The 26,155-nt window shown below is 37.6% G+C and carries 23 protein-coding genes; 4 read left to right on the plus strand and 19 right to left on the minus strand.

What is annotated here, in order from left to right:
• Positions 1–51 precede the first annotated feature (51 nt).
• From EDD71_RS04220 to EDD71_RS04240, 5 genes are all read right to left on the minus strand, one after another.
• A complete protein-coding gene (locus tag EDD71_RS04220; RefSeq protein WP_243116397.1) occupies positions 52–2,217 on the minus strand; it encodes a stage V sporulation protein D in 2,166 nt (721 codons plus the stop codon).
• 13 nt (positions 2,218–2,230) lie between these two features.
• The gene (locus EDD71_RS04225; protein ID WP_133627499.1) at positions 2,231–2,698 is read right to left on the minus strand and encodes a hypothetical protein; all 468 of its coding nucleotides are present in this window, start codon (positions 2,696–2,698) and stop codon (positions 2,231–2,233) included.
• A 29-nt stretch (positions 2,699–2,727) separates the two neighbouring features.
• Positions 2,728–3,660, minus strand: coding sequence for a 16S rRNA (cytosine(1402)-N(4))-methyltransferase RsmH (gene rsmH / locus EDD71_RS04230; RefSeq protein WP_133627500.1), 933 nt, complete (start codon positions 3,658–3,660; stop codon positions 2,728–2,730).
• Positions 3,661–3,677: 17 nt separating this feature from the next.
• Complete coding sequence (gene mraZ, locus EDD71_RS04235) at positions 3,678–4,106, minus strand: division/cell wall cluster transcriptional repressor MraZ (RefSeq protein ID WP_133627501.1); 429 nt, start codon at positions 4,104–4,106, stop codon at positions 3,678–3,680.
• A gap of 273 nt (positions 4,107–4,379) precedes the next feature.
• Positions 4,380–4,529: an aspartyl-phosphate phosphatase Spo0E family protein gene (locus EDD71_RS04240; RefSeq protein ID WP_133627502.1), complete on the minus strand. Its 150-nt coding sequence runs from the start codon at positions 4,527–4,529 to the stop codon at positions 4,380–4,382.
• 480 nt (positions 4,530–5,009) lie between these two features.
• On the opposite strand from EDD71_RS04240, the gene ychF reads away from it, so the two are divergent.
• Positions 5,010–6,107, plus strand: coding sequence for a redox-regulated ATPase YchF (gene ychF, locus EDD71_RS04245; RefSeq protein WP_133627503.1), 1,098 nt, complete (start codon positions 5,010–5,012; stop codon positions 6,105–6,107).
• A gap of 193 nt (positions 6,108–6,300) precedes the next feature.
• Here the strand turns inward: ychF and EDD71_RS04250 are convergent, their stop codons facing one another.
• From EDD71_RS04250 to EDD71_RS04260, 3 genes are all read right to left on the minus strand, one after another.
• Entirely contained in the window at positions 6,301–8,664 is a 2,364-nt protein-coding gene (locus tag EDD71_RS04250; protein ID WP_166636333.1) for a Lon protease family protein, read from the minus strand.
• 111 nt (positions 8,665–8,775) lie between these two features.
• Entirely contained in the window at positions 8,776–9,459 is a 684-nt protein-coding gene (gene deoC / locus EDD71_RS04255) for a deoxyribose-phosphate aldolase (protein WP_133627505.1), read from the minus strand.
• Positions 9,460–9,657: 198 nt separating this feature from the next.
• Positions 9,658–10,029, minus strand: coding sequence for a P-loop NTPase family protein (locus EDD71_RS04260; protein ID WP_133627506.1), 372 nt, complete (start codon positions 10,027–10,029; stop codon positions 9,658–9,660).
• 243 nt (positions 10,030–10,272) lie between these two features.
• Between EDD71_RS04260 and EDD71_RS04265 the strand changes: the two genes are divergently transcribed.
• Positions 10,273–10,692, plus strand: coding sequence for a hypothetical protein (locus EDD71_RS04265; protein ID WP_133627507.1), 420 nt, complete (start codon positions 10,273–10,275; stop codon positions 10,690–10,692).
• A gap of 107 nt (positions 10,693–10,799) precedes the next feature.
• Positions 10,800–11,735: an L-lactate dehydrogenase gene (locus tag EDD71_RS04270; RefSeq protein ID WP_133627508.1), complete on the plus strand. Its 936-nt coding sequence runs from the start codon at positions 10,800–10,802 to the stop codon at positions 11,733–11,735.
• A 62-nt stretch (positions 11,736–11,797) separates the two neighbouring features.
• Here the strand turns inward: EDD71_RS04270 and EDD71_RS04275 are convergent, their stop codons facing one another.
• The gene (locus EDD71_RS04275) at positions 11,798–14,452 is read right to left on the minus strand and encodes a calcium-translocating P-type ATPase, SERCA-type (protein ID WP_243116398.1); all 2,655 of its coding nucleotides are present in this window, start codon (positions 14,450–14,452) and stop codon (positions 11,798–11,800) included.
• 202 nt (positions 14,453–14,654) lie between these two features.
• On the opposite strand from EDD71_RS04275, the gene EDD71_RS04280 reads away from it, so the two are divergent.
• The gene (locus tag EDD71_RS04280; protein ID WP_133627510.1) at positions 14,655–16,286 is read left to right on the plus strand and encodes a putative manganese-dependent inorganic diphosphatase; all 1,632 of its coding nucleotides are present in this window, start codon (positions 14,655–14,657) and stop codon (positions 16,284–16,286) included.
• A 111-nt stretch (positions 16,287–16,397) separates the two neighbouring features.
• On the opposite strand, the gene speD is transcribed toward EDD71_RS04280, so the two are convergent.
• From speD to EDD71_RS04330, 10 genes are all read right to left on the minus strand, one after another.
• The gene (gene speD, locus EDD71_RS04285; RefSeq protein ID WP_133627511.1) at positions 16,398–16,778 is read right to left on the minus strand and encodes an adenosylmethionine decarboxylase; all 381 of its coding nucleotides are present in this window, start codon (positions 16,776–16,778) and stop codon (positions 16,398–16,400) included.
• Between the two features lie 272 nt (positions 16,779–17,050).
• On the minus strand, positions 17,051–18,985 hold the full coding sequence (locus EDD71_RS04290; protein ID WP_133627512.1) for a bifunctional 4-hydroxy-3-methylbut-2-enyl diphosphate reductase/30S ribosomal protein S1: 1,935 nt from the start codon (positions 18,983–18,985) through the stop codon (positions 17,051–17,053).
• Positions 18,985–19,572 (minus strand): lysophospholipid acyltransferase family protein, encoded by a 588-nt coding sequence (locus EDD71_RS04295; protein WP_133627513.1) that lies wholly within the window; start codon positions 19,570–19,572, stop codon positions 18,985–18,987. The genes EDD71_RS04290 and EDD71_RS04295 overlap by 1 nt, the downstream gene beginning before the upstream one ends.
• On the minus strand, positions 19,562–20,239 hold the full coding sequence (gene cmk, locus EDD71_RS04300) for a (d)CMP kinase (RefSeq protein ID WP_133627514.1): 678 nt from the start codon (positions 20,237–20,239) through the stop codon (positions 19,562–19,564). Before cmk ends, EDD71_RS04295 begins: the two co-directional genes overlap by 11 nt.
• 45 nt (positions 20,240–20,284) lie before the next feature.
• Positions 20,285–20,647: a chorismate mutase gene (gene aroH, locus EDD71_RS04305; protein WP_243116399.1), complete on the minus strand. Its 363-nt coding sequence runs from the start codon at positions 20,645–20,647 to the stop codon at positions 20,285–20,287.
• A gap of 12 nt (positions 20,648–20,659) precedes the next feature.
• Positions 20,660–21,883 (minus strand): BaiN/RdsA family NAD(P)/FAD-dependent oxidoreductase, encoded by a 1,224-nt coding sequence (locus EDD71_RS04310; protein ID WP_133627516.1) that lies wholly within the window; start codon positions 21,881–21,883, stop codon positions 20,660–20,662.
• A gap of 405 nt (positions 21,884–22,288) precedes the next feature.
• Entirely contained in the window at positions 22,289–23,653 is a 1,365-nt protein-coding gene (gdhA, locus tag EDD71_RS04315) for an NADP-specific glutamate dehydrogenase (RefSeq protein ID WP_133627517.1), read from the minus strand.
• A 283-nt stretch (positions 23,654–23,936) separates the two neighbouring features.
• The gene (locus tag EDD71_RS04320) at positions 23,937–24,821 is read right to left on the minus strand and encodes a MurR/RpiR family transcriptional regulator (protein WP_133627518.1); all 885 of its coding nucleotides are present in this window, start codon (positions 24,819–24,821) and stop codon (positions 23,937–23,939) included.
• Positions 24,822–24,840: 19 nt separating this feature from the next.
• Positions 24,841–25,383 carry a 2-oxoacid:acceptor oxidoreductase family protein gene (locus tag EDD71_RS04325; protein ID WP_133627519.1) on the minus strand — a complete coding sequence of 181 codons (543 nt, stop codon included), beginning with the start codon at positions 25,381–25,383 and terminating at the stop codon, positions 24,841–24,843.
• Entirely contained in the window at positions 25,361–26,155 is a 795-nt protein-coding gene (locus EDD71_RS04330) for a 2-oxoacid:ferredoxin oxidoreductase subunit beta (protein ID WP_133627520.1), read from the minus strand. Before EDD71_RS04330 ends, EDD71_RS04325 begins: the two co-directional genes overlap by 23 nt.

Genomic DNA, 26,155 nt, shown 5'->3' on the forward strand with positions numbered 1-26,155 from the left:
TATTCCTCCTAATGTTTTAGCACAATATGGCTATGCCATATTGTGCTAATATTATTCATCAGGCTGCTCCAATATTATTTTAACGGTGGTGTTTTTATCAACTTCCGTTCCTGGCTCCACATCCTGCGATACCCCTATTCCATCGCCATTAAAGGAAACTTTAAGACCCAGGGACGCAGCAAGTTCTGATATCTCTTTTCTTGTCATCTCTGTAAAATCAGGCACTACAACCTTTGTATTATCATTTTTAGAATTTCCAAGATATAAAACTACCTTTGAATTTTCATCCACTGACACGCCCGGCTTTGGACTCATATCATATACTATGCTGCCATTACCATCAGTTTCATAATTTAGCCTGATGTTTTTAAGAGTGCTTTCGGCTTCTTTGATGCCCATACCCCTAAGTTCCGGTAAAACAACCTTATTTACATGCTTCTGTTCCTGGCCTGACGTATCAGGCTCCATATTCAGGTACTTAAACAAGTCCTCATATATGGATTTTGCAAGGGGTGCCGCAGTACTTCCCGAATAGTAATTTGATGGATCAGGTTCATCAATAGAAACGAAGAGCACCAGTTTCGGATCGCTTGCCGGAACCATAGAACCAAAGGATGAAATATACTTTCCCTGAGCATATCTTCCATCAACAACTTTCTGGGCAGTTCCAGTCTTACCCGCTATATGATAACCTTCAATGTATGCTTTCTTTGCTCCCCCTTCAGATACAACACTTTCAAGTATTTCCCTCATATGCCTTGCAGTTTCGGCGGATATTACCTGCTTAACAATCTGGGGAGTAAACTCTTTTACAACTGAGGTATTTCCATTTTCATCAGTGTTAATGATTTTTTTCACCAGATGAGGCTGTACCATCTTGCCATCATTTGCAATTGTAGCTAAAACTGTTGCATACTGAATACCCGTAACGGATATACCCTGACCAAAGGCCTGTGTTGCAAGTTCAACGGGTCCAACTTTATCTATGGACATTAAAATACCTTTTTCCTCTGCCGGATAGTCAATTCCAGTTTTCTGTCCAAGTCCAAATGAATTGAAATATTTATAGAGCTTTTCTTTACCAAGCCTCTCACCAAGCATCATGAATCCAACGTTACATGAATTTTGAAGAATCTCTGGAAAGGTCTGAAGCCCATGCCCTGTTCTTTTCCAGCAATGTATTGTTCTATCCGCTACCTTATACGACCCGCTGCAAAAGAATTTATCACTATCCTTTACTTCATTTTCCTCGATTGCAGCGGCTGCGGTAATAACCTTTAACACGGAACCGGGTTCAAAGCTTTCATTAATCATTCTGTTTCTCCACAGGGCTGTTGACTCCTCAACGGTGCCAACTACAGGGTTGTTTGGATCATAGTCCGGCTTATTTGCCATGGCTAGTATTTCACCTGTCTTTGGATCCATAACAATAGCTGATGCCCTTTTTGCTTTATATTCGGCTAATCCTTTCTCAAGTGCCTTCTCAACAAAAAATTGGATTGTTTCGTCGATGGTTAAAACAATATCGCTGCCGTTCTTTGGAGCTTCATAGTCTGAAATGGTATATGGCAGTTCCCTGTGGTATGGGTCCGTTTCCCCTCTAAATCTACCTGGAACACCTGCAAGATACTTATCATAATAACGTTCAAGCCCAGCCCTTCCTTTTCCGTCTATGTCAGTGCTGCCCAGAATGTGGGATGCAAGGTTGCCGTTTGGATAATACCTTTTAGTATCCTCCGAAACAAGTATTCCAGGTAAATTTAAGTCCCTTATCTTGTTTCCCTGTTCCTTCTCTATTCTTCTGGCAAGGGTTATGGTTGACATTGGCAGACCGCTTGGAAGGGTTTTATTTAGCTTGTTTAAAACTTCATCCTTTGTCACTCCAAGTATAGGTGCAATCTTCTCCGCCATCTCCTCCTTGGTTATCTTACCGTTCTTTTCAGCTTCGTTTATACTTTTTGTAAATGCCTCTACCCTCTCTACATTTCCACTGAGGGCAAGGGGATCCCCATTTCTATCCAATATCTTTCCTCTTTTTGCTGAAATTTTAATATCTTGAGTCCACTGCTCAACCGCTAGCTTTTGGAGCTCAGGGGACCAAACTATCTGTACCCATGCATATCTTCCAACTATCACCATTTGTACAACAAATATTATAAGTAGAAGTACAACAATCCTTCTTTTAACCGTTATAGTGGTTTTGTGCTGGAAGTTCAAGCAAATACCCCCCTTAATTTAGTAGTCCTAGGAGCCTCTGAACAAACTGAAAAGCACTTTTCTTTTCATTATCATCAGGTAGAGTCAGGGGATTAACATCCACATAAACAATATCGCTGTTTTCCGGATAGACCATTTTATAATTATTAACAGCAACCTCTTGAACCGCTTTGATATTGTTTGATTCAGCTATGTCAACCTCTAAATTTTCGTTTTCCTTCTGAATCTTGCTTATTTCAGATTTAACAAAACGGATATTCCCCTGAAGATTTATTATAGCAGAAAACCTGGCAAGTGATAAAAATGAAAATATACACACAACCCCTATCATTGACATAACTTTTAGCTTTTTCTTAGTGTTTTTCTTAGGCCTTCTGCTTGCCTTTTTCTTCTCCTTTTTGACTATTTCCGGCTGCAGCTCGTAGGCTGTATTGCCATAAGTATAATTATACGATCTTTTTTCGTTTTTTACCATTACCAATATTATTCACCCCCACGTCCTGTTAGAACTTATATTTTCTCAGCTATCCTCAGTTTAGCACTTCTTGATCTCGGATTCATTTCAACTTCTTCATCAGAAGGCACTATGGGCTTTTTTGTTATAATCTTTACATCCGGTTCATTATTGCATACGCACACGGGAAAATTTGGCGGACAGGTACAGGGATTCTCTCTTTTCTTAAACACATTTTTAACAATCCTGTCCTCTAAAGAATGGAAGGTTATTATACATAATCTTCCATTTTTCTTTAAAACGTCAATACAGTCGTTAACAGCCTGTTCAAGCAGCTCTATTTCTCTATTCACTTCTATTCTAATGGCCTGAAAAGTCCTTTTAGCCGGATGATGCCCTTCCCTTCTGGCTGAGGCAGGAATCGCTGCCTTAATCACATTGACAAGCTCATATGTGGTTTCAATTGTTTTTTTGTTTCTTTCTCTAACAATGAAATCAGCAATTCTCCCTGCCCATTTTTCTTCCCCATATTCCTTTATTATTTTATAAAGCTCCTCCTTCGAATATCCATTAACAACATCCATGGCGCTTAACTGAGCCTCCATATTCATCCTCATATCAAGAGGTGCATCATGCATGTAGCTAAACCCTCTTTCAGGAGTATCAAGTTGATGAGATGACACACCAAGATCCAAAAGCATACCGTCAATGCCCTTAATACCCAGATTGCTAAGGATTTCTTTAATATTAGAAAAATTATTGTGTACAAATATCAAATTGTTATAATCTTTTAGCCTCTCCCTGGAAGCTTTTATAGCATTTTGATCCTGATCTATTCCTACCAGTAAGCCTGAACCGTTTAAGCGTTTTAATATCTCCGAAGAATGGCCTGCACCACCTAATGTACCGTCCACGTATATTCCATCTGGTTTTATATTAAGTCCTTCTATGCATTCCTTTAACATAACTGATACATGTTTAAACTCCATATGTTTCACCCTCTATTTTAAATACCAAGTTCGGACATTTTTTCAGCAATTTCATCGAAATCGATATTTTGTTCATTGTATTCAGTCCACTTTTCTTTACTCCAAAGTTCAATTCTTGTTGAAACGCCTATACTTACTATTTCCTTCGTGATACCGGCATATTCAATTAGATTTTGAGGGATTAAAGCTCTGCCTTGCTTGTCTATTTCTATCTCAGCAGCACCCGAAAAAAAGAATCTCACAAAGGCTCTTGCATCCCTGTTGGTAAGTGGAAGCGCCTTCAGTTTTTCCTCAAGCTTTTTCCATTCATCCATAGGATAGACATAGAGGCATCCATCAAGTCCCTTTGTAATAACAAATTTATTTCCCAGCCCTTCCCGAAACTTGGCTGGAATGATAATTCTGTTTTTGGAATCCAGTGCATGCTGATATTCACCTATAAACATCCATATCCCTCACAAATCACTCCACTTTACTCCACTTTTCACCACATTTTATATAATTCTATATAAAAATAAAAAATCCTCCTTTAAAAATAAAAATAGCACGTATTTCTAACAAAGATATTAGATATACGCGCTGCTTAAAACACAGTCTGGCTTCAAATCCCATTAATATAACTTGTCCTGCTGGTTTTGGATTTAAAAGGCTCTACGATAAAAAATAGGGACGGCTTTTCCTGACCATCCCTACGTATCGTAAATTCTATTATATCGTTTTTACATATTTCGTTTATACTCTTTGTTGTAATACTCAACTATCAGCTCGTCAAGCTCCTGGCTAATCCTAAGGATCATTTCGCGGTCATTATGTGTTAAAAATTCATATAACAGACCCCTTAACATTTCAACCTTATCTAACAGCAACATAATATCACCCACCCGATAAAAATTGTGGTGAAAAGTGGGTATAACATTATATTACAACATATGTTATAAACTGTCAATAATTATAAATATATGTCTATGCTTCTAAAATTATGTTAATTATCGACAAAGAAAAACAATGCTTGATATCAACTTCTATTTCATTTATCTACACAAAAATTCTGTATTGTTAAATATATCATAATATTGTCGAAATATTTGCTATATTCTTACTCGTTAAAACATGCTGCTAAACATCCTCATAAACCACATCCATATAATTGAAATTTCTTAAGTTAAATCAGAAAATGGGAGCTTAACAAAAGGTTTTATTCACCAATCTATAGCTGCTCCTCATCTTATACATTTCCATCCTAAAATTTAATACTCAAAACTTTATATATAAGCTCCATGCGCTAAACTTGCAGCCATATGAACTATGGTTTATAATTTATTTGATAATTACAGGAAAGGAAGATAAGAATGAAATTAGGAATAGTTGGACTACCGAACGTTGGCAAAAGTACACTGTTTAATGCTATAACACAGGCAGGAGCCGAGTCTGCAAACTATCCTTTTTGTACTATAGAACCTAACGTTGGAGTTGTCGCAGTTCCGGACAGCCGCCTCGAAAAGCTTGCAGAGATGTATAAACCAAAAAAGGTAACCCCTGCAGTAGTTGAATTCTATGATATTGCCGGGCTTGTAAAGGGTGCAAGCAAGGGTGAGGGCCTTGGGAATAAATTTCTTTCACATATCAGGGAAGTTGCTGCGATAGTTCATGTTGTTAGATGCTTTGAAGATACAAATATAGTCCATGTTGAAGGTTCCGTTGACCCAATAAGGGATATTGAGACAATCAATCTTGAGCTCATCCTTTCAGATATAGAAATACTGGAGAGGAGAATCGATAAGGTAAGCAAATCAGCACGTTCAGGGGATAAGAAGGCAAAGGAGGAGCTCTCCTTTATGGAAAGGTTAAAGGTTCATCTTGAAGAAGGCAATCCAGCAAGAACCCTTGAAATGACCGATGATGAAAAAGAACTTATAAAACAGTACTTTCTCCTTACCTCAAAGCCCGTTTTATATGCAGCAAATGTATCCGAGGATGATGTAATAAACGGCTATGAAAATAACCCTTATGTAAAGATGGTAGAAGAATACGCAAAAAATGAAAATTCAGAAGTCATTCCGATTTGTGCAAAACTTGAGGAGGAAATTTCTAAACTCGACGATGAAGAGAAAAAGGAATTTTTAAAGGATTATGGCCTCGATGAACCTGGGCTTAACAGATTGATCAAAGCAAGCTACAGGCTTTTAGGACTCATTAGTTTCCTTACAGCGGGACCTGACGAAGTAAGGGCCTGGACTATTACTGAAGGGACAAAAGCTCCCCAGGCAGCTGGAAAAATACATTCGGACATTGAAAGAGGGTTTATTAGAGCAGAAGTTACATCATTTGAGGACCTGATTGCAGCCGGTTCAGAAACAGCCGCAAAGGAAAAGGGGCTTACAAGGCTTGAGGGTAAGGATTATGTAATGAGGGACGGAGACGTTGTTCTGTTTAGGTTTAACGTATAAGCAAACTGTGAAAAGGGTAAAATTTCTTCTGCATTTTTCACTTTGGATATATAAATATCTGGAAAGATTGTAATTTTAGCAGGTTTATATCGTAGATAAAACCTGCTAAAATTACGTGCAAACTTCATCATGATATTCAAAGAGATTTGTCCATGGTTAATTCGCTATATTTGAACGCATGCTGGTTACCTGTTTATTTTTTACCTCTTTCATTAAATACGCTGTTATATTTCTGAAGCTTTGCCCTTATGGCTTCATCTACATAATCCATAGTGTTCTTTCTATTGCCCTTTCTGTACAAGTCCTGGCACAATATTTCAAAGCAGTCATCGATAGTTTTTACTGCATAAACATGAAACAGTTTTTTGTCAACAGCCTCAAGCACTTCATCCTTTAGAACTAGTTCATCAATGTTGCTGTAGGGAATGATTACACCGTGGCTTCCATTTAATCCAAATATCCTGCATATTTCATAAAAGCCTTCAACCTTTTCAATCAACCCTCCTACCGGCTGTATTTCTCCCTTTTGATTAACGGAACCAGTTACCGCTATGCTCTGTTTTATTGGAATATCTCCAAGGCTTGACATAAGAGCTATAAGCTCAGCTGCCGATGCGCTGTCACCATCTATCTCTCCATAGAGCTGCTCAAAGCAAATGCTTGCACTGAAGGAAAGAGGCATATTCTGGCCGAATCTTTCCCCTATATATCCTGACAGTATCATTATCCCCTTGCTGTGTATATTTCCGCTCATGTCGGTTTCTCTTTCAATGTTAATTACTCCATCCCTTCCTGCAAATGTGGTTACTGTTATTCTATTCTGTTTCCCGAATGCAAAATCTCCATAATCTATTACAGACAAGCCGTTTATCTGTCCAATCCTGTACCCTGAAAGATTCACTATATATTTATTATCCCTGTACATATCCAGTATTTTGTCTCTTATCATGCTGTGCCTTTTTTCCCGAAGCTCGATTGCACTTTTTACGTGGCTTCCGTCTATAAACCTGCTGTTTTCCCATTCTGCAATAGGTCCAGCCTGTTCAATTATATCAACAATCTCCTTCAGGGATGAATCAAAATGTTTTTTACTCTGAGACAGTCTTGCAGAGTACCTTAGAAGCTCAATAACACCTTCCCGCGTTATTGGCAAAATTTCATTTTTAATACAGTAATTGCTTAAAAATCCCAGGAGCTTACCAATGTTATCGCTTGTGTTTTCTATTTCATCATCAAAATTAACCTTTATTTTAAATAACTCTTTAAAATCATCATCATAATTATAGAGAAGATAATATAGATAATTGCTCCCATAAACTATAACCTTGATATCAAGTGGAATATCCTCAGGTTTAAGTGTAGCTAAAGGAATAATTTCAAACTGATTTTTTAGATTTTCAATGCTGATGTTTCTTGATCTCAGCGCTTTTTTTAATGCTTCCCATCCACGATACGTTTTTAGAAGCTGAAGAGCATCGATCACGAGGAAGCCTCCGTTGGCTCTGTGAAGACTTCCTGGTTTTATCATTGTAAAGTCGGTAACAAGAGTCCCGGATTTATTTTCATATTCCACTATTCCAAGAAGATTATGGTATTCCGGATTTTCTTCAAAAACAACGGGAGCTCCCTTTAAACCCTTATTACAAACCATTATATTTACATAATATCTTTTAAAGAAATTCTCATCATATTTTTCATACTGATTTTCATAATCCATAAAAGCATCTATATTATCTGTAATATCCTGCTCAACAGCATTTATATATTCGATAATCTTTTTATTATACCCATACTTGTCCTTTAAGTACTCTATCTCCTTCTCCATCAGCATAATGGACATTTTATTATCAAGATTTTTAAGTTCATCAGCCATTTCCTTCTTTAAGGATTTTGTTTTTCTCATAGTTTCAAGGGCTAACAGCTTCAAATCGCTAGCAAGAAGATTTATCCTTTCCTTCTCCTCCTCTGAAAGTTCATTGTACTGTTTTTCACTCATCTCTTCTCCGTCCTTAAGCGGTATAAATGCAAAACCCTCCCCTGTGCTTTTAACATTAAAGCCCCTTTCCTTTGATTCATCAAAAAGCTTATCAGCAAGATGCAGTATCTCTTTTTGATATTTATCTATAATACTGCTCCTTTCCCTTTCATAAAGTTCATCGGAAAATACCTTTGGCACTTTTTCAAAAAGGCTGTCAATAAAGTTTTCCAGGTCGTTTTTGAACTCCTCAGCCGTTCCTGCATGTAGTGATACTGCAAGGGGAGTAAAAGGATCGTTAAAATTGTATACATAACACCAATCATCGGGTACATTGTAATCCTTTGCATACTCCTTCAACTTATCCGCTATATAACTGCGTTTGCCAGTTCCCTTTCTTCCAGCTACAAAGATGTTATATCCAAACTTATTAATAATCAATCCCATTTCAAGTGCTTTAACTGCCCTTTCCTGTCCAATGATATCATTGTAGGGCGCTATTTCAAGGGTTGATTCAAAGCTCTTATGAAGTTTTAAATCGAATTTAAGATCTTCCAAAGTTAGCTCTCTATAATCCGACATCATATCCCTCCTTTGCCTTAATATATAATATTCTGGCAGAGGGGTTTTAAATAATATTTTTTCACCATCAGATAAAAAAAGCCTAAAACATCAAAGTTTTAGGCACTAAAATTAATATGCTTTTCCCTCGCTGGATGCTGACACTCCTATAATCTTAAGTGATGAACTGGCACCGATTCTTGTAGCACCTGCTTCAATCATATTAACTGCATCCTCAAAGCTATGCACTCCTCCTGAAGCCTTCACTCCCATTTCACTTCCTACGGTTTCCCTCATAAGCTTAACATCCTCAACCTTTGCCCCCCACTTGCTAAATCCTGTTGAGGTTTTTACAAAGTCAGCTCCCGCTTCCTTAGAAAGCCTGCATGCCATAACCTTCTCTTCATCGGTTAAAAGACAGGTTTCTATAATAACTTTAACAAGTGCCTTATCCTTAGCAGCCTCCACAACTGCCTCTATATCCTTCTTAACATAATCATATTCCCTGGCTTTAAGCATCCCTATATTAATAACCATGTCAACTTCCTTGGCCCCATCTTCAATAGCTTTTCTAGCTTCGAAGGCCTTAACCTCTGAAGGGGAAGCTCCTAGAGGAAAGCCTATTACAGTACAGGTCTTTACCTTTGAACCTTTAAGTTCCTCTGAAGCAAGCTTAACATAGCATGGATTAATGCATACCGATGCAAAGCCATACTCCTTGGCTTCCCGGCATATTTTTTTTACGTCCTCAGGAGTTGTCTCAGGCTTTAAAATAGTATGATCAATTATTGAGGCTACATATTCCCTGGTTATCATATTTTATTCCTCCTATTATTTTGATTTTCACTTAATATTTTAACCTATATTTGGCCTAATTGATAATTTTATTTTATATAATTTTTAGTCTTATAAGAACTATATCCTAAAATTAACTTGTTGTGACAGTTTGATCCTTCTAAGAGTGCTGCGATAAAAAATATGTTTCATTCATTAATATAATTGCACAAGGAAGCTCTAATGCTCGAGTTGGGTGACAAGATTCTGTATTTTTTCATTTATATTGCCTTCAAGCCACTCCACCAATTCGTCAATACCAGTTTCCTTTGTTGAGGATACCCTGAACACCCTGATATTTGGGTTCATTTCCTTTGCAGTGTTTTCCAACCTAACATCGTCAAAATCGAAATATTTAATCATGTCATACTTATTTATTACTATGGACTCGGATGTTGTGAACATAAGGGGGTACTTCTCTAGCTTGTCATCTCCCTCGGGAACACTTAAAATAGCCACCCTGATATCTTCCCCTATGTTAAATTCTGCAGGACATAGAGCTGCAACATAAATGATGTGTCCGTAATTACTATAAAAAAGTGAAGTAATCATAACAGCATAACTTAGTATAATAAATATTTAGGATAATCTATACCATAAATTAGTATTTTCTGTTATAATTATAGTGTGAATATTTCAAAAATTAAAGACATATTAAGAAAAAATTATCATTATTCTTAAAAACGGTTTTATCAAAAAACTTCTTCGTGGAAATCATAATATATGATATAATTTACAATATAATTGGAATTTTATATATTCATAAATAAAATATGTGGCAAAGGAGATAGTGTAATGAGCTTTAGGGAGAAGTTATCACAAAAATATGCTGAGGCTTATTTAAAAAAATATGGAGATCGTTTAACGCAGGTTCAGGGGCACGTATTAAGCGTTAAAGTTACTACCAAAACTATATTGTGGATTTATCATATACTTAAGGCTGATATAGTTGTAAAACCTGAAAGAAGCAAAGCAGTAGTTAGATGCCAGTATAAGAAAAATCAGTGGTTAAAAAAGCCAGTCTTTATGCAGTTAAATCAGGGTAACATGGTCATTGTTCAAGGGTTAAAACCAAAGAAAAATCAGAAATCAAAGGGCACTGCAAACGAAGCTATTCAAATTATAAACGTTAGAAACCTTACTACCAAAAAGGATTTAATAGCCGTTGACCAGCAGGAAGTAAAACGCATTCAAAGGAGGCAGTTTATAAAATAAAGCATATGGATTTCCATATGCTTTATTTTATATGCAAGTGTATTATAAAAAATTCTGTATTCGCGCACACTAAATATTAAAATAAGTCATTTGGGAGGTAATTTATAATGAGCAAAGTCGCAATCGTAGGTTCTGGGTTTGTAGGCGCTACTTCTGCTTTTACACTTGCTGCAAGCGGTACAGTTACTGAAATAGTTCTAATAGATATTAACAGGAATAAAGCCATAGGAGATGCCCTGGACATAAGCCATGGAGTTCCACTAATGAGGCCTGTTGATGTTTACGCTGGCGACTACTCCGATGTAAAGGGATCGGATATTGTAATCATAACCGCCGGAGCAAACCAAAAACCCGGTGAAACCAGACTCGATCTTGTCAAGAAAAATACGGCCATATTTAAGGAAATGATTCCAAAGCTTTTGTCAGTCAATGATAAGGCCCTATACCTAATAGTCACCAATCCCGTTGATGTACTTACCTATGTAACTCACAAAATATCAGGCCTTCCCTGGGGAAGGGTTCTAGGTTCCGGTACTGTCCTTGATAGTTCAAGGTTCAGATTTCTTCTCAGCAGGCACTGCGGTATTGATCCTAGAAACATCCATGGATACATTATAGGTGAGCATGGAGATTCCGAACTTGCCGCATGGAGTCTCACAAACGTAGCAGGAGTTCCATTTACGGAATACTGTACAATTTGTAAATCAAAATGCGATGCAAACTTCAGAAGAAAAGTAGTTGATGAAGTAAGAAATGCTGCTTATAAAATTATTGAGAACAAGGGAGCAACGTATTATGCAGTGGCCATGGCCGTAAGAAGAATTGTTGAGGCAATAACCCGCGATGAAAAGTCAATCCTTACGGTTTCTTCTCCTCTAAGTAACATATATGGGGTTTCAGATGTGGCTTTAAGCGTTCCTTCAATTGTGGGTAAAAACGGTGTTGAAAGTATATTGGAACTGCCACTGGACGATGATGAAATAAAAGCATTTCAGAAATCTGCAGAGATTATGGCCAATGTTATAAAGGAGCTTGATATATAGAATTTTTAAAGTTCGTGGTGGCTGAAAATTTAATTTTTCAGCCACCATTTTAAATATTCATTTTATTTACTGTACCATATAAGGCTGGATATCAGGGATATTGTGCCTGAAAATGCAAGAACTATTCCCCATTGTAAAAGGTTTAATCCTTGAGTATAGAATATGCTCTGCAGCCAGGGTATGTAAATTATCGTGATCAATAATATCATCGATGACAAAACTGCAGCAACAAGATAAATATTGGTAAAAAAGCCTATTTTAAATACAGAATGCCTCTCAGATCTGCACTCGAATACATGGAAAAGCTGCGACATTACAAGTGTAGCAAGTGCTACTGTTCTTGAAAGCCTCAAATTGCCCTCAAAATACACCAGTGTCATGGAAAATGCTGCTATAGTACAAAGGCCTATTAAGCTTCCCCTTAAAATTATCTTTGCCCGGAGTCCATCTGAAAAAATGCTCTCGTCCTTTCTTCTTGGCCTTCTTGACATTACATCCTTTTCCCCCGGTTCAAGGCTTAATGCCATTGCAGGAAGTCCGTCAGTTGCAAGATTAACCAGCAGTATCTGTATAGGCAAAAGTGGTATTGGAAGGCTCAAAAAAGATGAAATAAACATGGTAAGAACCTCGCCTATGTTACAGGACAGGAGATATCTTAAAAACTTTCTTATATTGTCATATATTACCCTTCCTTCCCTAACCGCCGAAACTATCGTTGCAAAATTATCGTCAAGAAGTATCATGGATGATACTTCCTTTGTAACGTCAGTGCCTGAAATACCCATTGCAATACCTATGTCAGCCTCTTTTATTGCAGGGGCGTCGTTTACCCCATCTCCGGTCATAGCAACTACCATGCCATTTTTCTTCAAAGCCCTAACAATTCTGTATTTGTGTGAGGGATTTACCCTTGCAAACACTCTTGCCCTATCTATAATCTTTTCCAGCATTGAATCATTCATCCTGTCAAGTTCCTCACCAGTTATTACCATTCCGTCCTTATCAAGTATCTTTAATTCACTTGCAATTGCCCGGGCAGTCAGCTTGTGATCCCCGGTAATCATAACAGGGATAATTCCTGCAAGCCTGCATTCTATAACTGAATCCCTTACTTCTTCCCTCGGCGGGTCTATCATTCCAACAAGGCCGAGGAACACAAGATCGTCTTCTCCTGTATTAACATTACTTGAATCCATTTCTTTATAGGCGACAGCTAAAACTCTTAAAGCAGATTCGGCCATTCTATTGTTTGCATATGTAATTTTTTGTCTAATACTGCTTGAAAGTGAGGTTTCCTCTCCGTTCTCCAGATAACTTTTACATTTATTTAAAACTCTTTCAGGAGCACCCTTCACAAATAGGTATCTCCTTCTATCATAGCCGCAAAGTACCGACATCATTTTTCTCTCTGAGTCAAAGGGATTCTCCTTTATTACCCTGTATTTTCTAAGAAGCTCTCCTCTATAAATTCCTGACTTTGCTCCCATAATAAGAAGAGATATCTCCGTTGGATCTCCCGAATATTGGCTATTGCTATTTCCTATGAATACCACCTTTCTATCCTCTTCAGGTATTGAAGAATTATTGCATATAACGCTTGCCTCTATGAGCATCCTCAGTTCTTTAATATTTCTAACGTTAACCCTTGATCCATTGCAGATGATATCCCCCTTTGTTGAATAACCATCTCCTGTAACGTCACAATTCCTGTCAACTATGTAAATTTTCTTTACGGTCATCTTGTTCTGTGTAAGGGTTCCTGTTTTGTCAGAACAAATAACATTTGTACAGCCAAGGGTTTCAACTGCTGGAAGTTTTCTTACAAGGGCATTTCTCTTCATCATTCTTTGAACTCCAAGTGCAAGGGATACAGTAACTATTGCAGGAAGTCCCTCCGGTATAGCTGCAACTGCAAGGCTAACCCCTATTAGAAACATTTTATAGGCATCCTCTCCTCTGATTATTCCTGTAACAGTTACAATTCCACAAATGATAATACATCCGTAAACCAGTATTTCCCCCAGTTTATCCAACTTATTTTGAAGAGGCGTCCTTCCTGTTTCAATATTTTGAAGCATTCCTGCTATTTTGCCCATCTCGGTATTCATTCCAACAGCGATAACCCTCGCTCTTCCTCGTCCCCTGACAATGCTGCATCCCATATAAAGCATATTTTCACCTGAAGGAAATTCTATACCCTTAAATATCTTCTTCTCAACGGGGATTGATTCACCTGTAAGAATCGATTCATCGGCGTTCACATCATCCCCCTTTATAAGTACACAATCAGCTGGTATTCTATCCCCTGCCTCAAGTTCTATAATGTCTCCAATAACAAGCTCCCTTGCTTTAATTGTTATAAGCTTGCCATCCCTTATAACCTTTGCCGTTGGTGCAGCAAGCTCCTTTAATGCCTCAAGTGACCTTTCAGTTTTGTATTCCTGAATAAATCCAAGCACTGCGTTTAAAACAATTATAATAAGTATTGTAACAGCATCAGCCTTCTCTCCCATAAAACCTGAAATGGCCGTTGCAGCCATAAGTACCCATGTCATAAAATCGCCGAATTGAGATAAAAAGATCTTAAACGGAGACATCTTTTCCCTTCTTATAAGTTCGTTATATCCATGTTTCTCAAGCCTTTTCTTCGCTTCTCTCTGGGTTAATCCATAATCACTATCTATTCTTTCTCCTGTGTTTATATTTACTACCCTCACATATACCATCCTCCTCAATTAAACCTATAACTATTTATATTTAAAACCTGATTTAAGTATCACTTTAATGATTAAAATAAATGTTTTTAAATTCATAGCCAGGTTATACTAAAAGTGTGAACTCACTTTTTTCCATTAAATCATTTACTTTTTTATCATTTTATATATAATAATTAAAGTAATCTATTTAGGAGGTGAAAATATGCCGGACGTTATATACATAACAGGCCATAAAAATCCTGATACCGATTCCATTTGCTCAGCAATCGCCTACGCAGAGCTTAAGAAAAAGCTCGGACATAATGCTGTAGCTGCCAGACTTGGCGATATTAATAGAGAGACAGAATTCATACTTAATTATTTTGGTGTTCCTGCACCTGAATACCTTCCTACAGTAAAAACTCAGGTGAGCGATTTGAACATCGACAACGTTATTCCAGTGTCACCTGATGTATCCATAAAAACAGCATGGATGCTCATGAAGAAAAACAACATAAAAACTCTTCCAGTTGTGGATGAAAACGAAAGACTTATTGGAATAGTTACCCCTTCAGACATAACAAACAAATACATGGATGCACTCGAAAACAACATTATTGCTGCAAGTAAAACTCCCCTTAGAAACATAGTTGAAACCCTTAATGCAAAGATCGTTTGCGGCAGCCAGAAGGATTTTAAAACAAGCGGGAAGGTAGTTGTTGCTGCGCTGACTCCTGAACAATCAAAATCCTTTATCGATAAAGGTGATATTGTAATAACGGGAAACAGAACTGACAGCCAGCTTATAGCAATAGAATCAGGGGCAAACCTAATAATTGTAACCGGAGGATGCGAAGTAGAAAAGGAAGTTATAGAGGCTGCAAAAAAAGCAAATTGCATATTGATGATAACCCCAAATGATACTTTTTCAACTTCAAGGCTTATAAACCAGAGCATACCTGTTGAGTACGTCATGACGACGGAAAACATAATAAGCTTTAACTTGGACGATTTTGTAGATGAAATAAAGGATAAGATGCTTCAAACCAGGTACAGAAACTACTGCGTTGTTGATGAAAACAATAGAGTAAAGGGGCTTGTTTCAAGATATCACCTTATTTCCCAGAGAAAGAAAAAGGTTATACTTATGGATCATAATGAACGCGGTCAATCAGTTCATGGCATAGATGAAGCCGAAATACTTGAAATAATTGACCATCACAGGATAGCTGATATTCAGACCGGCAGGCCTATATACTTCAGAAATGAACCTGTTGGAAGCACTTCAACGATTGTTGCAAATATATATTTTGAAAACGGTGTAAGGCCTACTAAAAGCATAGCTGGAATACTTTGTGCAGCAATACTCTCTGATACTTTAAAGTTTAAGTCTCCAACATGTACATTCATTGACAAAATGACAGCTGAAAGGCTTGCTGAAATTGCAGGAATTGACATAGACAGCTTTGCTCTTGAAATGTTCAAGGCAGGTTCTTCCCTCACTGGAAGGACTCCTGAGGAAATATTCTATCAGGATTTTAAGGACTTTAGCCTTGGAAAATATAAAATAGGAATCGGACAGGTAAGCACCATGGATACGGACAGCATAACAAGCGTTAAGGAAGAATTGCTTAAATATATGGAGAAGGTTTATAAAGATAAAAACTACAACCTTGTGATAATAATGCTTACAGACATCATAAAGGAAGGCTCTGAGCTTCTATTCGTTGGTGAGGATAGGGAACTCATAGCCAGGGCGTTTAATGTAGAACCCGGTGAAAACTCTGTTTACCTGCCTGGCGTTGTCTCAAGGAAGAAACAGGTCGTTCCACCACTATCTGCAGCAATACAGTAAATTACAATAAATGCTCTATAAAATTCATTCATGAATTTTATAGAGCATTTATATTATATTTATGTATAAAAAATGGGTCCTAAATAATTAGGGCCGCATTTTCGTTATCCTTTACAGGTTTGAAACCTTTACTGACACAGGCTGGTCAAAGAGTCCCCTTTTAACTTCGGTGGCTGTTATATGCTTTGCTTTAAACTTTTCAGTTAAATAGTTGCATGCATCCCATGGATTTATCCTGTCTCCGCATGTAAATACATCCACAGCAGCATAACCCAGCTCCGGCCATGTGTGTATAGTAAGATGTGATTCCGATATAACCACAACACCACTTACTCCCTGAGGGCTAAACTTATGAAATGCTACCTCCCTAATTTCAGCCCCTGCGGCCAAGGCTGAATCCACCATTATCTTTTTAATAAGTTCGCTATCATCCAAAATAGCTGGATCGCATCCATATATCTCCGCTAAAATATGACGACCCAATGCGTTCATTCCGACTCTCAACCTCCTTTTTCAAAATTTCAATATATAAATTTTATCAAAATGAACCAAAAAGTCAATATAAATTATAGAAATCAATTGTTAAATGAAATTATAAACATAATTTATCAATATTTCTCTTTAAATCTCTGTATTTTACATCGATTTATAATCTTGTCCATTATCTCTATATACAACTTATAAATAGAACGAAAATAAATAATAGGTAGATCATAATAAAATAATATGTATCTACCTATTATAAGTTAATTGTCTAATTGCTATTATTCTATATCTTTAAGAGTAAGTCCTATTCTCCTTGATTCCTTGTCGATCATTAATATTTTGGCTTTAACAATCTGGCCTGCCTTTACAACCTCCTGGGGTCTGTTAATTCTCCTGTCAGCCATGTTGGATATGTGTATAAGTCCATCTACACCTTCTGCCAGCTCAACAAAGGCTCCAAAATCTGCAAACCTTACAACCTTTCCTTCCACTATGTCACCTTCATTGTGACTTAAAGCGAATTCTTCCCAGGGCTCTTTTTTCAGCCTCTTTAAGCTTCCTGTAGCCTTAAGTTCTTCTTTATCAATCCTAATTAGAAGGATTTCGATTTCATCCCCTTCCTTGACAAAATCCTGAATCTTATTTACCCTTCTCCAGGAAATCTCGGAAATTGGTACAAACACATCCACATACCCTATATTCACAAATGCCCCTGAATCAATAATTGATTTTACCTTCCCCTTTACAACCTGGCCGTATTCAAGATTGTCAAAAGTCTCCTTAATCTTTCTTTCCCTTTCTTGCTTCATAAGTTCCCTTCTTGAAACTACTATTTCAATGCCGTTTCTGCTTTCCACTACGTCAGCTATCTGGGCCTTAAGCTTTTTACCTATATAGGACTCACTATCTTCATCCCTTGAGATTCCTGAGAGTGATAAAGGCATAAACGCTCTGATGGAATTGTAAACGCAATCAAATCCACCCTTGTTCACTCCTTTTATAGCAACCTCAATTACTTTGCCGCTTTCCTTATATTCTTTGAGAGAATTGATAAGCTCCTCTTCCTCAATAGACTTTCTGCTGAGAACTACATTTCCCTCACCATCGTTCATCCTAATAACTTCAACCTTTATTATATCGCCTTCATTGAACTTTTCTCTGAGATTTATTTCTTCATTGGAAGCTTCTTCAGAAGGTAGTATTCCATCGGACTTATATCCTATATCCACGTAAACTTCCTTATCCGTAACAAGTATAACTCTACCCTCTACCTCCATACCCGGATGGATTTTCTTAAACTCAAGAGAATAATCACCCATCATATCCTTATCGTTGTCCTTTAGAACTTCCTTAGATGACACCTTTTCATTTTCCACATCTATTTCTTTTATCTTGTCCACGACGTTCTGTATTATATAATCCGGTGTAGACGCCCCAGCAGTAATTCCTACCTTTTTAGCACCCTTTACAAGGCTCAAATCCAGTTCCTCAGCAGTTTCAATAAATATTGTATTATCGCAGTTGGACTTTGATATTTCAAACAGCTTTCTTGTATTTGAACTCTCCTTGCCTCCAACTACTATCATTACGTCGACCTGCTTCGAGAGCTCCATGGTTTCCTTCTGCCTGAGTTCTGTTGCATTGCATATTGTATTTATAATGAGCATTTCCCTTGCCATTCTCACAAGCCTGCATATTATAGAATACCATTTTTCTTCATTAAATGTGGTCTGAGAAACAACACATATCCTATGAAGTTTTGAGTCTATTTTATTTATATCTTCCTCACCATTTATTATGACTGCTTTTTCATCACACCATCCATTAATCCCTTTAACCTCAGGATGGGAAGGATCACCTATTATTACAATTTTATAACCTGCTTTTGACTTTTCTTCAACCACCTTATGTATATGTTTTACATAGGGACAGGTAGCGTCTATTATCTCAGACCCCCTTGCAGCAAGCTCCTCATATTCCTTTTTGGGCACGCCATGGGATCTTATTATTATTTTGTCTCCCTCTTTAACTTCATCGATATCATCCTTTACATCCACTCCCTTTGATTTCAAATTCTCAACAACCTGCCTATTGTGTATTATAGGTCCGTAGGTATAAACTCCTCTGCCCTCCTCTGCAACCCTTTCAGCCTTATCTATTGCATTTTGAACTCCAAAGCAAAAACCTGCATTTTTTGCTATAAGTATTTCCATCAGGAAATTCCCTCCTTTAGCTTTTTAATTTCTTCCATAACCTTCTGGCTTATTTCTGTATATTCCTCATTTGTCAATTTTGTACCCTTGTACTGGCTGAAGTCTATAGGCTCTCCGAAAATAACTTTCATCCTTGTAAAGGGTTTAAAATTACCTGAAATATAAACCGGAATTATAGGCTTTGAGGATTTAATTGAAAAGACTGCAACCCCGGGATTAGCTTTTCCAAAGGCTCCTCCCTTAATTCTGGTCCCTTCAGGGAATAGCCCTACCAACTGCTTGTCCCTTAAAATTTTCAGCGTCGTCTTTACAGCGTTTAAATCTGCCTCCCCTCTCTTTACCGGAAACATTCCAAGCTTATATAAAAGAAACCTTAATACAGGATTCTTAAATGCTTCATATTTAGTCATAAATCTTATCTGCTTTGGCAGTACTATAGCTACCAAAAAAGGGTCAAGGTTTGAAAAGTGGTTAGGGCATATAAGAGCGCCATCGTCTTCTGGAACATTTTCAAGACCTACAACATCTATTCTGTAAATCAGATGAAAAATTGCTGATACCAAGGCCTTAGCAAAATTATAAAACATTACTTTTCCCCCCTATATTACCCACCAGGCGTATAATCTCCTGGACCACCTGTTCTATACTTTTACCTGTCGTATCAACAAGTACAGCATCCTCTGCCTTACAGAGCGGATTAATCTCCCTGGACATGTCGTATTTATCCCTATTTTCAATTTCCCTGCAAATATCTTCAAGAGTTACCTCCAGTCCCTTTTCCTTAAGCTCTTTGTATCTTCTATTTCCTCTTTCCCTGACAGATGCTGTAAGGTAAACTTTTAAATTAGCTTCATCCCTGAGAACATTTGTACCAATATCCCTGCCGTCCATGATAACGCTTTTAGTGGATGCCATTTTTCTTTGAATCTCAACCAGCTTTTCCCTTACAAGTGGCATTGCCGCAACTTCTGAAACCCTTGAGCTTATATAGGGCATTCTGATCTCCTCCGACACATCCTCACCGTCCAGGTAAACCTTGCCCTCAGAAAGGTTAATATCAATTTTGCTTAAAATATCCTTTATAGAAGCCTCATCATCGAAGTCAACATTACTTCTTAATAGTTTTAAAGTAACAGCCCTGTACATAGCCCCTGTATCAATATATTCTATATTAAGCCTCTTCGCAATTGCTTTAGATATTGTACTTTTACCGGCTCCTGCAGGTCCATCTACGGCTATAACGAGTCTATTCATCGTTTACCTCCTCAAAAGTTTATAATAATATATTCAATATTTTTTTTAAAATTCCTCCATAAGATCAGGCCTTAAACTAACTGCTTTTTTTAGATAAATATGCTTAACGTCACTTTGATTTTTATCTCCATTCACAAGGAGCATTACCCTTATGCATTTCTCCAGGCTGTTTTCAACGTACATTTCCTGAAGGCACATTATTCCAGCTTTTGTTATTCCAATATTCCTGGCACCAACTGCAGGATACGCAGAGCATAAATCCTTTGTACATGTGAATATCACTGAAATTATGTCGCCTATGCTTATTCCATTACTATTTATTATCTTAAGGAGAAGTTCTTCGCTGGATTTTATTATCTCCTCCTTTTCATCCCTGTCAACTGTGATTGCACCCCTAATAGAAAACATAATATCACCCTCCTAGCAGCTTATTCCTGCACAGTAGCCTGTTGAAAAGGCTATCTGCAGGTTAAATCCACCTGTTAGTCCATCTACATCAAGAAGTTCCCCCGTTATATAAAGCCCATTGATTATTTTTGATTCCATGGTCGAAGGGTCTACTTCCTTCACATTTACTCCTCCCCTTGTGACAATAGCTTCGCTAATCGGACGTGTTCCTGTCACAGTTAATCTGAATTGCTTGAGAAGCTTTACAAGTCCAATCCTTTCCTCCTTCGTAATAGAGTTTACTGACTTCTCAGATGGTATGCCACTTAATTTTATAACAACTGGTATAAGTTTTTTAGGCAAAAGCTCATCCAGTGAATTCTTAAACTGTTTGTTCTTAAATTTCTCAAAATCCCTTAATATTCTATTATCGAGCTCACCTTCACTTAGAGCCGGTTTAAGATCTATATATATATCAACCTCTCCTGGAAGGTAGTCAACGACCTTTCTACTTGAGGATAAAACAATAGGTCCCGATATTCCAAAATGTGTGAAGAGCATTTCTCCAAAATCTCTGTATATGGTTTTGTTTTTGTACTTCACCGTGAGTTCAACATTTTTTAGCGATAATCCCATCAATTCCCTTACCCATTCTTCCCTGGTTACAAGAGGTATTAGAGAGGGCTTTATCTCCGTAATTTTATGCCCAAGTTTACTTGCAAAAACATACCCATCGCCGCTTGAGCCTGTAGCAGGATATGACTTTCCACCAGTTGCAAGGATCACAACGTCACATTTAATAAATCTTCCGCTATCCACTTCAACGCCTTCTATATGCCCATTAGAAGCCCTAACATCTGTAACCTTTGTATTAAGCAATACCTCTACATTGTTTTCCTTAAGATATCTTTCAAAACATTTTATTATGTCGCTTGATTTGTCAGACTGGGGAAAAACTCTACCTCCTCTTTCAACTTTTAGTTTTACTCCCTTTCTTTCAATCATATCCATTAAATCATAGTTGGAAAATGTGTACAGAGAGCTGTACATGAAGGCTCCATTGCCGGGGATATTTTTAATTATCTCTTCAATGTCTTTGTTTGTGGTTAAATTGCATCTCCCTTTACCTGTTATAAAGAGTTTCTTTCCCAGCCTGTCATTTTTTTCTATCAAAGTTACTCTATGACCTTTTTCTCCTGCCTTAATCGCAGCCATCATTCCCGCAGGGCCTCCCCCTACTACAACCACTTTTTTCATCTTCTGTCCTCCTTAAAGCTTATGTCACATGTATTATTTGCTTATTCAAAGATATTAAGCAATATAATCCGTTGTACCAGTTCAGGGGCTGAGAGTCGATAAAAAATATATGAAATTCATATTTTTCAAATTCCGAGCCTTGGAACTTCTTTGCTAAGCGTGCTGGTGAATGAAATATATTTTTTATCGCAGCAACCATCTGTAAATTTATCTAGCACAACGAGTTAATATATCATTTTTCTTATTTTATGTATATTTTTAGGCCCTATTCCCGTCACCCTTTCTCCATGCCGTATCAAATAAATCTTATACATTTTAATCCTTCGTAGATTCCCAAAGCTTAGTACCATAAATACAATATCATAAAAGAGGCAAAAAAAGAAGAAGCCCGTGAGGGGCTTTCTATTAATAATTACCCTGTGAATGCATTGCGTCAGCAACCTTTAAGAATCCTGCTATATTTGCACCGGCAACGAGGTTGTGACCAAACCCATATTCCTCAGCAGCTTTTATTGCATTCCTATATATATTTACCACAATCTCATGAAGCCTCCTATCAACTTCCTCCTCACTCCATGATAATCTCATACTGTTTTGCGCCATTTCAAGGGCTGATACTGCAACTCCTCCTGCATTTGCAGCCTTCGAAGGTCCAACAATCACTCCATTCGATTGGAGGTATTCAATCGCCTCGTTTGTGCATGGCATGTTTGAACCCTCGCAAACAAACTTAACTCCATTTGCAACTATCTTTTTAGCGTCTTCAAGATGTATTTCATTCTGAGTGGCACATGGTATTACAACGTCAACCTTAACACCCCATGGCTTTTGCCCGGGGAAAAACTCCACGCCATACTTATCAGCATAGTCCTGCACCCTATCCCTTCCTGACGAACGCATTACACGCAGGTAATCAATCTTCTCTCCTGATATTCCATCTGGGTCATAAACGTATCCATCAGGACCTGATACAGTTACTACCTTTCCTCCAAGCTGGGTAATCTTTTTGGCTGTACTCCAGGTTACATTGCCAAATCCTGAAAGGGCAATAGTTTTACCTTCAAAGCTTGTGCCTTCGTGCTTGAGTATTTCATTACAAAAGTAGGCTATTCCAAAGCCGGTAGCTTCAAGCCTTACCAAACTTCCACCATATGATAAACCTTTTCCTGTTAATACTCCGTTTTCGAAGGCACCTTTAATTCTTCTATACTGACCATAGAGGTATCCAATTTCCCTCTGGCCAACTCCAATATCCCCTGCAGGAACGTCAATATCTGGTCCTATATGCCTGTACAGCTCAATCATAAAGCTCTGACAGAATCTCATTACTTCTCCATCCGATTTTCCTCTCGGATCAAAATCAGAACCGCCCTTGCCTCCGCCTATGGGAAGTCCCGTAAGTGCATTTTTTAATATCTGCTCAAAGCCAAGAAATTTAATTATACCTATATATACTGAAGGATGAAACCTGAGTCCTCCTTTGTAAGGTCCTATAGCACCATTGAACTGTACCCTAAATCCGCGGTTAACCTGCACATTACCGTTATCATCAACCCATGGAACCTTGAACATTATTTGCCTTTCTGGTTCCACAAATCTCTCCAGTAGATTCTCATCTATATATTCCGGATGCTTTTCAAACACTGGTGCAAGTGACTTTAAAACTTCTTCTACGGCCTGTATGAATTCAGGTTCATAAGGATTTCTCTTCTTTACCTTTTCAATGACCTCTTCAATATAGGCCGATGGGTTTGGTCTTACCTTTGCCATTATATACCCCCCTAAATAAAAGAGATTGAAATATACTATATACAATTTAATTGTGAAATATTTCATTCATATTTTCAATCATAAAAGCCCCCATATTTTCAGGATTTTATTCAATTATTTAGTGCTATCCTCCATTTTTTCTTTATTTTCTGTCTATTCACACAATAGACCTATTTATTATATGAATAAAAAACATAAATCCTTTTCTTTGCAATACATCATTCATTCAGAATAAAGAGGATCTTAAACGAATGTATTCATTCATCTTAAGATCCTCTTTGAATTACTCCATATTTTTATCCTTTGGATTGTAAGTATAGACGTGATATTCTTCCCATATACCTTCAAGGGCCTTAAAGGTTTCATATATCTTTTCCTTTTCCCTCATTCCTACAGCTACTATAAGGGCATTAATTACACTAAGCGGTGCAACAAGAGAATCTACAAAGGAGGCCATGTTGCTCTGAGCAATGAGGGTATGATCAGCATATGAAGCAAGGGGTGACAGAAGACTGTCAGTTATGGCAACCACTTCTGCATTTTTGCTCTTTACAAACTTAAGGGCTTCAATTGTCCTTATAGAGTATCTCGGGAAACCAATACCTATAACCACATCTCCTTCCCCAACTCTTAAAAGCTGTTCAAATATATCGCTAACGCCCGTAGAAACAACTCTAACATTATCCAAAATGAGGTTCAAATAAAAACCTAAAAATTCAGCAAGAGTCTGTGAACTTCTAAGGCCAATAATATATATCCTTTTAGCATTGAAAATAGCCTTTACAACGTCGTCAAAGGCATTGTTATTTATTTTTTCAAGAGTTGCCCTTATATTTTCCATATCTGCCTTGAGTACACTTTTTAGTGCATTATCCTCGCTTATATAATCGCTTGAAATCTCTATTCTTTGAACCGAGGTAAGCTTGGTTTTAATAAGTTCCTGAAGCGCCTTCTGAAGTGTTGGATACCCACTGAATCCCAATTCATTTGCAAACCTTACAACCGTAGACTCACTGACACCTACAGTAACTCCAAGCTTTGCAGCTGTCATAAATGCGGCTTTGTCATAGTGTTTAAGAATGTATTCAGCAATCAGCTTTTGTCCCTTGCTGAGCCTTGGAAATTTCATCTGAATAAGCCTCATCAAATCCTGCTTTTTTTCTTCCATAGCACATCCCACATCCTTTTCATAAGCTTTTTAATAAACTATAGCCCGCGTTATAGGCAGAATAATTTACATCAAATGTATTCGGCGGAACATTCTTTTCAATTGCTTTTCTAATCCCTTCCTGACTTAATATGCCAGTCAGTGAATTCATAATCCCAATTGCTATCATGTTAATCGTCATGGGCCTATTTAAAACCTTATAGGCATATTCTATCATTCCATAGCTTTTACAGCCTGCTACATTTCCTACATCAATGCTTTTGTCGACTATTATGATAGAACTGGCATCCGAGTATTTTAAATACCTGTTAAAGGCCTCCTGGCTAAGGGATACAAATATATCAGCCTTCTGTACCTTTGGATAGTATATTTCGCTGTCTGAAATTATTATATCAGATCTACTTGCCCCCCCTCTAGATTCGGGACCATAGTTTTGACACTGTATTACATGGTAGCCATCATAAACAGCAGCTTCACCAATAATTATCCCTGCAAGCATTATTCCCTGTCCCCCTGTCCCCCCGATTATAACCTGTTTTTTAAACACTAATGTCTCCCTCATTTGATAGGAGCTTGATGTATTCACTTACAAATTCCGGTTCCTTTTCATCTCTGAAAACCCCTATTTTGGTCTTTCCGTCATCCGAAAAGGAAGTAGAATTCTTTAAAAGCCTCATCATATCGGCAGGCTCCGGTGTTTTGTTTCTTCTTCCAAATTGGATGGGACAGGGTGTTAATATCTCAACTATGGAAAATCCCTTATTTTTAAAGGCCCCCTCTATCAAACCTATTAAATGTTTGTAATGAAAAACTGTTCCTCTTGCAACGTATGTTGCTCCAGCGTTTTCAGAGAGCTTGCATATGTCAAATTGTCTCTCTACTGTGCCCTGCCTTGAGGTTGAAGTTCTTGCGTTTCTTGGAGTGGTAGGAGAATATTGGCCTCCTGTCATACCATAAATATTGTTATTGAATACTAAAACGTTTATATCTATATTTCTTCTGCATCCATGTATTAGATGATTTCCTCCTATCGCAGTACAGTCACCATCTCCTGTTATTACTATTACATTAAGCTCAGGGTTTGCAAGTTTTATTCCAGTTGCAAAGGCTATCGCTCTCCCATGAGTTGTATGTAACGAGTCGAAATTTAAGTAACCCGAAGCTCTTGAGGAGCATCCTATTCCAGAAACTATGCATATCTTATCTTTGTCCATTGTAGAATTATCAATAGCTTCAACAGCAGCCCCAAGGGCAATGCCATTTCCACATCCAGGACACCATATATGAGGCAGCTGATCCATTTTAAAATACTTATTAAGAAGTTCAATACGCAT

Origin of the sequence: Fonticella tunisiensis (assembly GCF_004364155.1) — a bacterium.
GTDB classification, from domain to species: Bacteria; Bacillota; Clostridia; order Clostridiales; family Caloramatoraceae; genus Fonticella; species Fonticella tunisiensis.